This is a genomic window from Nocardia bovistercoris, from assembly GCF_015674855.1.
GTDB lineage: Bacteria > Actinomycetota > Actinomycetes > Mycobacteriales > Mycobacteriaceae > Nocardia > Nocardia bovistercoris.
The window spans coordinates 136,842-148,716 of the sequence record NZ_JADMLG010000002.1; the positions used below are offsets into that span (position 1 = coordinate 136,842).

Annotated in this window: 12 protein-coding genes; 7 read left to right on the forward strand and 5 right to left on the reverse strand. The window is 69.4% G+C overall.

The annotated features are described in order from the left end of the window. Positions 1-58: 58 nt before the first annotated feature. From IT779_RS04635 to IT779_RS04645, 3 genes are all read left to right on the forward strand, one after another. The gene (locus tag IT779_RS04635; protein WP_196147939.1) at positions 59-970 is read left to right on the forward strand and encodes an oxygenase MpaB family protein; all 912 of its coding nucleotides are present in this window, start codon (positions 59-61) and stop codon (positions 968-970) included. A gap of 357 nt (positions 971-1,327) precedes the next feature. After that, a complete protein-coding gene (locus tag IT779_RS04640; protein WP_196147940.1) occupies positions 1,328-1,741 on the forward strand; it encodes an arsenate reductase ArsC in 414 nt (137 codons plus the stop codon). A gap of 56 nt (positions 1,742-1,797) precedes the next feature. Further along, entirely contained in the window at positions 1,798-2,190 is a 393-nt protein-coding gene (locus tag IT779_RS04645; protein ID WP_196147941.1) for a VOC family protein, read from the forward strand. 73 nt (positions 2,191-2,263) lie between these two features. On the opposite strand, the gene IT779_RS04650 is transcribed toward IT779_RS04645, so the two are convergent. Both IT779_RS04650 and IT779_RS04655 read right to left on the reverse strand, forming a co-directional pair. Beyond that, positions 2,264-3,007 carry a helix-turn-helix domain-containing protein gene (locus tag IT779_RS04650; protein ID WP_332838650.1) on the reverse strand — a complete coding sequence of 248 codons (744 nt, stop codon included), beginning with the start codon at positions 3,005-3,007 and terminating at the stop codon, positions 2,264-2,266. A gap of 45 nt (positions 3,008-3,052) precedes the next feature. Continuing rightward, positions 3,053-3,640, reverse strand: coding sequence for a hypothetical protein (locus tag IT779_RS04655; RefSeq protein ID WP_196147943.1), 588 nt, complete (start codon positions 3,638-3,640; stop codon positions 3,053-3,055). A 252-nt stretch (positions 3,641-3,892) separates the two neighbouring features. Here IT779_RS04655 and IT779_RS04660 point away from each other — a divergent pair, with 252 nt between their 5' ends. Both IT779_RS04660 and IT779_RS04665 read left to right on the forward strand, forming a co-directional pair. Next, the gene (locus tag IT779_RS04660; RefSeq protein WP_196147944.1) at positions 3,893-4,669 is read left to right on the forward strand and encodes a dienelactone hydrolase family protein; all 777 of its coding nucleotides are present in this window, start codon (positions 3,893-3,895) and stop codon (positions 4,667-4,669) included. A 39-nt stretch (positions 4,670-4,708) separates the two neighbouring features. Then, positions 4,709-5,656: a serine/threonine dehydratase gene (locus IT779_RS04665; RefSeq protein WP_196147945.1), complete on the forward strand. Its 948-nt coding sequence runs from the start codon at positions 4,709-4,711 to the stop codon at positions 5,654-5,656. Between the two features lie 7 nt (positions 5,657-5,663). On the opposite strand, the gene IT779_RS04670 is transcribed toward IT779_RS04665, so the two are convergent. Next, positions 5,664-5,960 carry a hypothetical protein gene (locus tag IT779_RS04670; RefSeq protein WP_332838705.1) on the reverse strand — a complete coding sequence of 99 codons (297 nt, stop codon included), beginning with the start codon at positions 5,958-5,960 and terminating at the stop codon, positions 5,664-5,666. Positions 5,961-6,635: 675 nt separating this feature from the next. Next, complete coding sequence (locus IT779_RS04675; RefSeq protein ID WP_196147946.1) at positions 6,636-7,934, reverse strand: glycosyltransferase 87 family protein; 1,299 nt, start codon at positions 7,932-7,934, stop codon at positions 6,636-6,638. A gap of 157 nt (positions 7,935-8,091) precedes the next feature. Here IT779_RS04675 and IT779_RS04680 point away from each other — a divergent pair, with 157 nt between their 5' ends. Together IT779_RS04680 and IT779_RS04685 are read left to right on the forward strand one after the other, a co-directional pair. Then, the gene (locus IT779_RS04680) at positions 8,092-8,916 is read left to right on the forward strand and encodes a cyclase family protein (protein ID WP_196147947.1); all 825 of its coding nucleotides are present in this window, start codon (positions 8,092-8,094) and stop codon (positions 8,914-8,916) included. Positions 8,917-9,090: 174 nt separating this feature from the next. Beyond that, complete coding sequence (locus IT779_RS04685; RefSeq protein WP_196147948.1) at positions 9,091-10,563, forward strand: ammonium transporter; 1,473 nt, start codon at positions 9,091-9,093, stop codon at positions 10,561-10,563. An 89-nt stretch (positions 10,564-10,652) separates the two neighbouring features. Here IT779_RS04685 and IT779_RS04690 read toward each other — a convergent pair whose 3' ends face one another. Continuing rightward, positions 10,653-11,549 carry a DMT family transporter gene (locus tag IT779_RS04690; protein ID WP_196147949.1) on the reverse strand — a complete coding sequence of 299 codons (897 nt, stop codon included), beginning with the start codon at positions 11,547-11,549 and terminating at the stop codon, positions 10,653-10,655. Between the last annotated feature and the right edge of the window lie 326 nt (positions 11,550-11,875).

Below are 11,875 nucleotides of genomic sequence, written 5' to 3' on the forward strand. Positions count from 1 at the left end.
ACGATGTTAGGATAAGTCTCTCATCATCCTGAATTCGGTTGATCGAAGGAGATCGCCCATGACCGCGTCCACGGCAGTCGACCACATCGACGCGCGTGACCTGCCCCCGCGCCGCCCCTTCGCACCCGGATCACGCATGTGGGACGAAACCGGACTGGTCACCTTCTCCCTGACCGCGGGCTCCGCCTTCCTGCTCCAGACCATGGAACCCACCATCTCCGCGGTCGTCGACGAACACTCCACCTTCCGCACCGACCCCACCGGCCGCGCCCTGCGCAGCATCGCCTCGGTGATGATGTGGGTCTACGGCGGCGAGGAAGGCGTCGCCGAGGCCGACCGACTGCGGGCCATGCACGCCCCCCTGAACACCACAACGCCCGACGGGGTGCGACACACGGCGCTGTCGAGCGGCCCGTGGGCCTGGGTATTGCACACGGGCACCTTCGCGTTCACCGAGAACGCCGAATACTTCTCGAAGCGACCGCTCACCGCCGAGGAGAAGCAGGCCTACTATGCCGAGGCCGTGCAACTCCTACGCAATTTCTCGGTGCCGCCCAAGGAGATTCCGCAGGACTACGCCGCCTTCGAGAAATACTTCGAGGACATGGTGGACAACCGCCTCGTCGCCACCGACACCGCGCGCGACTACCTGCGCGTCATCCGCTCGGTCGGCGCGCCGAAACAGCTTCCGCGGGCGCTGGTCCCGGTGTGGAAGGCGGCGCTGTCGCCGGTCGGGAGGTTGCAGCACTTCGTGACCGTCGGTACGACGCCGGACGCCGCGCGGCGCAAACTCGGCCTGGAGTGGAGCGCTGCCGACGAGCGGAAACTGCGGATCATCGGCCGGGTCGTCGCCCACGGTCTGCCGCTGCTCCCGGAACGCCTGCGCTACTTCCCGATCGCCTACGAAGCCCGTCGCCTCGAACGCGATCGGGCCAGGTTGCGCGCGGTCATCGCGCACCGCCCGGTCTGAACCGCGATCGAATCCCCCTCTCGCACCACGCCCGCCGCGATCGGCGGGCGTGGTGTCGTCGTTTCACGGCACGCCGAGCAAGACACGCCGAAGCCCGGCATACCGCCCGCAGGCCGCCACGACGGCGGCGATTCCGGACCGCACCGCCCCTCACCAGCACGGCAATTCTCGGGCTATCACCTACCCGCATACGGCGAGCACGGCCATCGGTGCCCGACGTGACCGGCGATATGCCCGTATCCCTTACGCTACGACAGCGTTTCGACCGAGTGTTCCCCCGAAGATCCCGCACCGGGACGGCCACCCGGCCGCGGGGCACACCACGATACGTTCGATCTTCACACCGAAAGGCGCTCGATGGCCCACACACCCAGTGTGCTGTTCGTCTGCGTACACAATTCCGGATCCTCACCCATGGCCGCCGGATTCCTCACCGCACTCGCCGGTGACCGCATCGAAGTACGAACCGCGGGCAGCGCCCCCGCGGCGAATATCGACCCCGTGGCGATCGCGGCCATGGCCGAGGTCGGCATCGACATCGCCGGCGGCACCCCGAAACAGCTGACCGACGAAGCGGTCGGGCTGTCCGATGTCGTCGTCACCATGGGCTGCGGCGAAGCATGCCCCTACTTCCCCGGCATCAGCTACCGCGACTGGGTCGTTCCCGAAGCGTCGGGACAAGGCATCGAGGTGGTGCGCACCGTGCGCGACCGGATCCGCATCCTCGTGGAGAACCTGATCGCCGAACTGGTGCCCGCGCCGACCCGCTGACCCGGCTGTCCGATTCCTTCAAGACCGCGTCGCGTCGCCCGGCCTACGCTGCCGACATGACACCGCAACTCGACTTCATCGGCATCGTGGTCTCGGATATGGCCGCCTCCCTCGCCTTCTACCGCCGCCTCGGCCTGGAATTCCCGGACGGCGCCGAGCAGGCGCCGCACACCGAGGCCACCATCGCGGGCGGCCTGCGCATCGCCCTCGACACCGAAGCCACCGTGCGATCCTTCCACTCCGAATGGACCCCGCCCCGCGACGGCGGACGCGTCGCCCTCGCGTTCCGCTGCGCCGCCCCGGCCGAAGTCGACGCCGTGTACGCGGACCTGGTCGACGCCGGATATCACGGTGAGCTGAAACCGTGGGACGCGCCGTGGGGGCAGCGCTACGCGGTCGTCAACGATCCCGACGGCAACGGCATCGACCTGTACGCCGCCCTCGGCTAGGCGCCACCCTGCCCCAGACACCACCCTCGGCCAGGCACCACCCTCGTCCCCTCGGCCGAGCACCAGCCTCGGGCTAGCCACCACAGCTCGACCAGCCACCACCGCTCGGCTCAGCACCGCCGCGGGTGAGCAACTCGCCCAATGGCATTCCCGCCAGCTCCCGCACCTCGCGGGACAAGTGGGCCTGATCCGCGTAGCCGGTGGCGGCGGCGGTGTCGGCGGGCGCCGTACCGGCCCGCGCCATCGAGACCGCGCGCTGGAACCGCAGGATTCGCGCCAGCGTCTTGGGGCCGTAGCCGAAAGCCGCGAGCGAACGCCGGTGCAGCGCCCTCGGATGCAGGCCGGTGCGGCGGGCGGTCTCGCCGATCGAGGAACCCGCGTCCAGCGCCGCGACGATGCCGCGCAGCACCGGGTCGGGCGCGGCGACGCGGGACGCGTGGTCCACGGCAAGCGACTCCAGCGCGGTGAGCCGGTCCTCGGCGTCGTCGACCCGCTCGGTGAGTTCACGCACCGTCACGGCGGGCCACAGATCAGCGAGCGCCACCCGCCGGTCCCGTATCTCGTCGGCGGGAACACCGAGTAGGGCGGGCCCGGAACCGGGGAAGAAACGGATGCCCGCGAACTCGGCGCCAACGGGCGCGTCGGGTCGGAAGGCGGCGGTGTCGGGTCCGGCGACGACGAGCAGGCCGTCGCGCCACATCACATCGATGCAGCCGTCAGGGAGCACCGGCACGGCGGCGTCGGCGCCGGTCACCGTGCGGGTCCACAACACCGCACCCGCCAGGCGCGACGGACGTTCGCGATAGGCCGTCTCCACCGCACCCAGGCTACGCATCACCACCGTGGCGCATGTGTCGCCCGCTCAGTTCGGCACGGGGGCGGGGTTCGGCACAGGAGCAACGTTCGGGACCGCAGCCGGGTTCGGTTCAGGAGCGCTCGGAATGGGGGCGGGGTTCGGCACGGGGATCGTGCCTCGGGCCGCGACCAGCACGGTGTGCCGTCCCGCACCCTGGACGCGGGCGCCAGGATCCTTGCAGCCGACGGTCACCTCGGTGGCGGGCTGCGCGGAAAACGTCCACAGCGTGACCCATTCACCACCCGCGATCCGCTCGCGCTTCTTCACATCCGACGACCGTAGATCCTCATTTCGGCCGGTGCTGTCGGTTACCGTGCAGCGCAATCCGGACAGGGCGTCACCCCATTCGGCGGGAGCCTTGATTTCCATGATGGCGTCGGCGGGCACGAATACCGGTCCGGTCTCCCCCACCGCGATGCGCACTCCGCCCTCCTGCGCCTCCGTATGTTGATCGGCCTCCGGCGCGGCGGCCTCGAAGCCAGTGGGTATCGACTCGCCCGACGAGGTCACAGCCGCCTCGGAGGACTCACCACCGGAGCACCCCGCCACCGCGACGGCCAGTAGCGCGGCCGCCGCCATCCAGATCAGTCTCACAGGTCAACCTCTCGTCGCGCCGCGTGACAAGCGCACGGGCAGGATTCAACGATCGAACACAGCGAAAAACATCTTGCGCGGAACACAATACAGTGCTCGAATTTTCGCAATTTGTCGGCAAATGAAATCCGGCGGACTCCGGAAATAGTCGGTCGGCGTGCGGACGCGATCGGGGACTAGGATCGCGCGGGTGGTCGTGACAGCGCCGTCACCCGTCCGCCTTCCAGTCGCCATTCGTCTTGGAGAAACTCGATGACGTTATCCGTCGCATTCCACACACTCGACGTTCCGACTCCGGACGGCGACGCCGACGCCTATCTCGCCCACCCCGACGACGGGCGCGCCCATCCCGGCGTGCTGTTCCTCATGGACGCCTTCGGATTGCGCCCGTGGCTACGCGAAATGGTGGAAACCGTGGCCGCGCACGGCTGCACGGTGCTCGCCCCGAACCTCTTCCACCGCTCCGGGCCGTCCCCGGTGCTCGCCGTCCCGGATTTCTCCGAACCGGACGCGCGCGCGAAGTTCTTCGCCGACCTCGCCCCGATCCGCGCGACCCTCACCCCCGACCTGGCTCTGCGCGACACCGGCGCCTACCTGAACTGGCTCACCGACTCCGAACTCGTCACCCCCGGCGGATTCGGCGTGGTCGGCTACTGCCTCGGCGGGCGACTGACGCTGCGCGTCGCGGGCGAGTACGGCCCGGCCATCGCCGCCGCGGCCAGTTTCCACGGCGGCGGACTGGCTCAGGCGGATCATCCCGACAGCCCCCACCACCGCGCCGACCGGATCGAGGCCGAACTGTTCATCGCGCACGCCTCGAACGACCCCTCCATGCCGCAGGAGCAGATCGAGGTGCTCGACAAGACACTGGAAGCCGCGGGCACCCGCTTCACCTCGGTGACCTACCCCGACGCGGCACACGGCTTCACCATGCGCGATATGCCGATCTTCCGACAGGACGCCTACGACCGCCACCTGCACGACCTGTTCGCCCTCTTCGACCGCAACCTGCCCTTCGACCCGGCCTGAGACATGGCCGCCGTTGGCGCGACAACAGATCGGAGTTCGATGAGCGCGACCGTGGGACACGAGTTGACCTTTGCCGATGTCGAAGCCGCCGCGGCGCGGATCGGCGATCGGATCAGGCCGGTGGTCGTCGCGCCGACCGACTCGCCCACGCTGTGGTTCGCGCTGGAGTTCCTGCAGCACACCGGCACGTTCAAGGCCAGGGGTGCGCTGAATTTCCTGCGGTGGCACCGGGATCGGGACGCGTTGCCCGAGGCGGGCGTCACCATCGCATCGGGCGGCAATGCCGGACTCGCGTGCGCGTGGGCCGCTCGAGCCCACGGCGTCACCGCGACGGTCTTCCTGCCCGCGAACGCGCCCGCCGTGAAAGTGGACCGCCTGCGCGACTACGGCGCGCGGGTGCGGCTGGTCGGTGTCGAGTACGCCGAAGCGCTCGCCGCCTGTCGCGAGTACGCCGAGACGAGCGGCGCGCTCATGTCACATGCCTATGACCATCCGCTCGTCGCGGCGGGCGCGGGCACGCTGATGTCCGAGATCCACCGGCAGTTGCCCGATCTCGACACCGTGGTCGTCGCGGTCGGCGGCGGTGGCCTGTTCGCCGGGGTGGCCACGGCGGCGCGGCGGTTCGGTGTGCGCACGGTCGCGGTGGAGCCGTGGAACTGTCGCGCGTTGGCCGCCGCGCTGGCCGCAGGGCGCCCGGTGGACGTGGAGGTGGATTCGGTGGCGGCCGACTCGCCCGGCGCCCGCAGGGCCACCGCGCTGGCGGTAGCCGCGGCCGATCCCGCGTACACCCGCTCCGTGCTGGTGCGCGACGAGGAGATCCGCGCGGCGCGACGGATGATGTGGGCGCGCCACCGCATCGCCGTCGAGAACGGCGCGGCCACCGCAGTGGCGGCGGTGGCCGATCCCGATCGCGGCTACCGCGCGGAGCCGGGCGAGCGGGTCTGCGTCGTCCTCTGCGGGGCCAATACCGACCCCGCGGATCTGTGAGCTGCGCCTACACGTTGATGACGGCGTTCATGATGGTGCCCGCGCTGGTGGCGACGACACCGCCGATCATGGCGCCCGCCACCATCTTCGGCGACTGGAGTCCGCCGCCGGACCACTTCTCCCAGGCGAATCGGCCGCCCGCGTAGACGATGGCGACGACACCGCCGAGCAGGATGAACCACGTGAAGAAGCGCACGAACTGGAGAATCTTGTCGGCGAGCGGCGGCGCCTCCGGGGTCGGGTTCCCGACCTGCGCGACAACTGTGCCGTACATGTCATATGCCGCAGCGAGAATCATGCTCACAGTCATACCCCTCTAGTGATGGCGCCGAACGGTTCGACAACAGCCGAAGGCGATGGTACTAGCCTACCGCCGGAACTATTGTGGGGCAGCGTGTTTGGAGTGAACAAATACCTACCGGTCTGATTTCTCCGGTCGCCGGACCGCAAATGACGGCGAAACCGGCCGTACGCACGGCGTTTTCGCGGCCGACTCGGCGAATCCCGCTGACCGCGCCGACGAATCACACGCCGGAACCAGCGGGAATCGGCTATCGCGCGGCCGGATCGGAGCAACCTGTCGCGACGAAATCCGCGGCGGGCGACCGTGGTGCGCGGACAGGACGCGGCCATCACGCACGGGCAGAAAGCGCGGCCGGATCGCCCTGCGGCGCGAGTAGGCGACGAGGTATCCCGCGTCCGCTCGGCGATCGCCCGGGCACTCGTTATGCCGAACCCGATCGCCATGCCACGAAACGCACGTCACAAACCGACCTGACCAGTAGGTATCGTGGAACCGGCGATGCGCCTTCGAGTTCCATCCCGCGCATTTCGACGTTCTCAGCAAACTCTCATGGAATGCCACGGCATCGTCTCAGCATCCCCCCGTCTAATAAGTCACGGCTGCCCCGTCCGTGAACACCTCTCACGGGCGGTAGGCAGCGCCAAATCCCGGATCGCGAGCCCGCCGGTCGAGAACCTACTGCGGAACCGCGGGCACCGGAACCACCTCGGGCGTGACCACCGGCTCGCGCCGCGGCTCCCGTTCGACCGCGCGACGCCGAGTGGCCACCAGCGACAAAACCACCAGCAGCACACTCAGCCACACGTAGGTGTCGCCGGTGAAATGCTGCCACGGCGTCCACTGCTCCTCACGCTGATCGCCGTTCGGTAGCCAGTTCTGTGGTCCGTAGACGAACACCGCCGCCGTCACAGCCGTCACCGCATACCACAGCACCGCGCGCCGCCACGGCAATCTGGTGGCGTAACCCGCCATCGCGAACAGCGCGGGCGCGATCCAGATCCAGTGGTGCGACCACGAGATCGGCGAGACGAGCAGGGTGAACACCGCGTTGATGGCCAGTGCCAGCGCGGGCAGGTCGGCGGCGCGGCGCATCGCCGTCACCACGAGGGCGAGCAGGATCGCGCCGAGAACCAGCCACAGGACCGTGAATATCGGCTCGGGCACCTTCAGGCGGGCCAGCACGGCCTGGATGCTCTGGTTGGTGTGGAAGGCCGAACCGCTCAGCCCGTCGACATTGCCGAGTCCGCCGAACCAGTACTCCACCGACGCGCCGGGCAGGATCGCGAAACTCAGCGCGGTCGCCGCGGCGCCCGTCACCGCGGCGGTCACGGCGGCCTTGTAGTCCTTGCGGACCAGGAAGTAGATCACGAACGCGGCGGGAGTGAGCTTGATCGCGGCCGCGATGCCGACCAGCATGCCGCGCCGCCACCGCGGCTTCTCGGTGAGGCAGTCCGCCGCGACCAGCGCCATCAGCAGCAGATTGACCTGCCCGAAATCCAGCGTCGACCGGGTCGGCTCGAGCAGCATGGCCAACGGCGCGGCGCACGCGGTGGCGAACAGGGCGGTGCGCCTCGCGTCGTGACTCGGCCACACCCGGCGCGCGACCAGGTACAGCGTCAGCGCGAGCGCGGCGGTCGAGGTGACGAAGAAGGTGAACGCGGCGGCGTCCCACGGCAGCAACGCGAACGGGCCGAGGAACAGCGCGGCGAACGGCGGGTAGATGAACGGCAGCCCGATGCCGACGGTGGTCTGCGGAAGCTGCCCGTACATGTCGCCGCCGTGGCGGAGGGTCTCCACGCCGAGGCGATACACCTGCAGGTCGATGAATCCGCCGGTGATCTCCTTGCACGGCCAGACCGGCGAGGTGAGACACCACCAGGCCAGGACGACGAGTAGCACCGGGAGAAGCCACATCACGCGCCCGAGACGGCGGTGCGTTGGCTTCGGATTGTCGGCGGCGGGGGAACTACTCATCCGCGGCGACTATACCGGTGGCCTCGCACACATCCGAAGCCTGTCGCGTCCGCGACGAAGCACCGCCCGATAGCCGTAGATTCGCCAGACTCGACGTGTGTGACGTGGCCGATCCGGAATACGCCCGCGACGGGCCGCGGCCGGTATCTTTCGTGCGATGTGCGCACCCGGAGTCGTCCGATCTGCCCACGAGAACGCGGCGCGGCCGAGCCGTCGCGGCCTGCTCGGCGCCCTCGGCGCGGCCGCGGTCGCGACGACCGTGGCGAGCGCCGCGCCGAGAGCCCGCGCGGCCGCACCGCAGCGCGTCATCGATCTCACCCACACCATCGCCCCCGGAATGCCGGTCTGGCCGGGGAATCCGCCGCCGACGCTGCTCCCGGTCGCACTGCACGCCGCGGGCGGATTCGCCCAACACGCACTTGCCATGTGGGAGCACACCGGAACCCATCTCGACGCGCCCGTGCACCGGGTGCCCGGCGGACTGAGCACCGAGGCCATCGCCGCGCCGGACCTGCTCGCCCCGCTGGTGGTCATCGACATCAGCGCGAAGGCCGTCGTCGATCCCGACGCCACTCTCACCCGCGCCGACATCGACGACTGGCAGACCCGATACGGCGCCATCCCGCCGCGCGCCTTCGTCGCCATGTACTCCGGGTGGGAGCGCCGCTTCGCCGACGCGGCCGCGTTCGTCAACCTCGACGGCGACGACGTTCCGCATGCGCCCGGCATCGATCCCGAGGCGGCGCGGTACCTGGTCTCCGACTGCGACGTGGTCGGCGTCGGCGTGGACACCCTGAGCCTGGATGCCGCGACCAGCCCCGACTACGACGCGCACACAGCGATACTCGGCGCGGGCCGCTACGGCGTGGAGATGCTGGCCGATCTCGGCGCCGCACCGGCCTCGGGCGCGACCGTGGTGGTCGGCGCGCCGAAGCACGCCGGTGGTACCGGCGGGCCGTGCCGGGTGCTCGCGCTGGTGTGAGGCGGGCGACCGCGCACACCGCCGGATCCCCCCGGACAGCACCTACGGCGGCCCCTTTCCTGACGCTCAGCAACCGTTCGGCGCAGATTTCACCGAGTCGAAACACACCCGGCGTGTCACAGAAACAGGACCTTCCGATGCTTCACGCGAACCCGTCCGACAAGGGGTACGACAGTGAATTCGGGAGATACCGCCTGGGTGTTGGCGAGTACCGCGCTGGTCATGTTGATGACGCCCGGCCTCGCCTTCTTCTACGGCGGCATGGTCGGCGCCAAGAGCGTGCTCAACATGCTGATGATGAACTTCTGCACCCTCGGTGTGGTCGGCACGCTGTGGCTGCTCTACGGCTACAGCGAGGCATTCGGTGACGACGCGTACCGCGGCCTGGTCGGCGACATGTCGCACGCGCTGTTGCGCGATACCCAGGGCACGCTGTCCGGACCTGCGGGCCACCAGATCCCGACCATGGCCTTCGTCATGTTCCAGCTCATGTTCGCCGTCGTCACCACCGCCCTGATCTGTGGTTCCCTCGCCGAACGCGCCAAATTCTGGGCGTGGATCGTCTTCGCCGTCGGCTGGTGCTCGATCGTCTACTTCCCGGTCGCGCACTGGGTTTTCAACTTCGACGGGTTCACCGACACCGACGCAGCGGGCGTCTCCGACAACACCGGCGGTTGGATAGCCAACGAACTGGGCGCACTCGACTTCGCGGGCGGCACCGCGGTGCACATCAACGCGGGCGCGGCCGGTCTCGCGGTGGCCATCGTGGTCGGCAGGCGACGCGGCTGGCCGCAGAGCACACCGCGCCCGCACAATGTGCCGTTCGTCCTGCTCGGCGCCGCGCTGCTGTGGTTCGGCTGGTACGGGTTCAACGCGGGCTCCGCGCTCGGCGCCAACGACCTCGCGGCACTTGCCTTCACCAACACCACCCTCGCCACCGGGGCGGCCTCGCTGGCGTGGATCATCGTGGAGCAGGTGCGCGACGGTAAACCCACCACCCTCGGCGCGGCGTCGGGGGCCGTGGCGGGGCTGGTCGCGATCACCCCCGCCTGCGGTTACGTCGACCCGGTCGCGGCGGCGGCGATCGGCGCGGTCGCCGGTGTGGTGTGCGCGCTCGCGGTCGCGCTGAAGTTCACGTTCCACTACGACGATTCGCTCGACGTGGTCGGCGTGCACCTGTTCGGCGGACTCGTCGGCACCCTGCTCGTCGGGGTATTCGCCGACGCCGCGGTGAATCCGGCGGGCAGCGACGGGCTGCTGCACGGCGGCGGCTGGCAACAGCTCGCGCGCCAAGCGATCGCGGCGGGCTCGGTGTTCACCTACTCGTTCGTCTGCGCGGCGATCCTGGCCTGGTTGGTGCACAAGACGATCGGCTTCCGTATCGACAAGCACGCCGAGTTCGAAGGCATAGACGAAGCCGAACACGCGGAGACCGCCTACGATTTCGGCACGCGCGCGACAGCGGCCACGGTTCGCGCCACCGCGGTGCGCGTACCGCGACGCGAGGACGGACCGCCGACACCGCGTCCGCCGACACCGCCCGGCGGGACCGAACGCTATCGGCCGCACGAGAATCGGCCCGGGCCTGCACCGGGGCGCGGCTATGCGCCGAATCCGATACCGCCGCGGCGACCGGGTCCGATGTGATCGGCCGACTCGACCCGGTCCGATGTGATCGGCCGACTCGACAGTGGCACGCGCGGTAGGTGGGCACTCGACCGAAGCGCACGCCGGACTCAGCGCGCTCGCGCCGTGACGGTTCTCCTGGCACCGCCCGACCGGGACACCGCGACACCGGACAGGCAGAGCAGCCCGCCGACGATCGCCAGTGGACTCGGCGTCTCCCCCAACGCGAGCCACGCCATCGCCACGACCAACGCGGGCACCGCGTAGGTGGTGACGCCCATCTTCCCGGCCGTCGTGCGCGCCAACGCGTAAGCCCACGTGGTGAAGGCGACAGCGGTCGGGAAGACACCGAGATACAGCACGCTGAGCGTCGAGGTCACCGGCGCGTGCGCGAGCTCACGCACGAGTTGCCCGGTGAACGGCAAGCACGCGACGGCGCCGATCACACATCCGCCGGTGGTGACCTGCAACGCCGAAGCGTGCCGCAGCGCGGGCTTCTGCGCGACCGTGGAGATCGCCCAGGTCGCGGCGGCCGTCAGACACAACAGGACACCCACCGCCGCGTGACCTTCGTCGCCCGAATTGGAGACCCCGACCACGATCGCCCCAGCGAACGAGACAGCCATCCCGGCCATCAGCCGCGCGGGAAACCCTTCCCCGAGCACCAATCCGCCGAGCAGCGCGATCAATACCGGTCCGATGTTGATCACCATCGCGGCCGTGCCCGCGTCGATGTAGCGCTCGCCCCAGTTCAGCGCGACCATGTAGACCCCGAACCACAGCACCCCCGAGATCGCGATCCCGCGCCACGCCGCGCGCGTCGGCAGCCCTTCTCCGGAGATCCGCAGGATGATCACGAGAGCGATGGACGCCGTGAGCAGCCGCCCGAGGGCAAGCGCGCCGGGTGAGAAATCCGTGCCCGCGGAGCGGATGAAGACGAATGCCGAGGCCCACAGCACGACCGTCACCGCGGCGGCCAGGAATGCCGGGCGATCGAGGTCTTTCATGCCGCGCACGCTATAGAACGGGCCGCCGTCGCGCATCCGAATTTCCCAGTTGCGCCGGTCGGCGAAAACTATTACGTATCAGCAGGTTACGGCGTCACGATGTTGCCACATGGATACCTCGCGCGCGATGTCGGCGCGCGTCGCACGCGACCCTCTCCGACGTACCCGCCCGCTGAACCCCCGTGCACGCTTCGACCGGTGCTGCTTTCGGCCGCGTCGTAGGACGCCCCCGCAGGCTCGCACGGGGGCACCGCGTTCGGATCTCACGGGGGGCCACGTTCGGCTCTCACAGAGGGACCGCGTACGGCTCTCACAGAGGGACCACG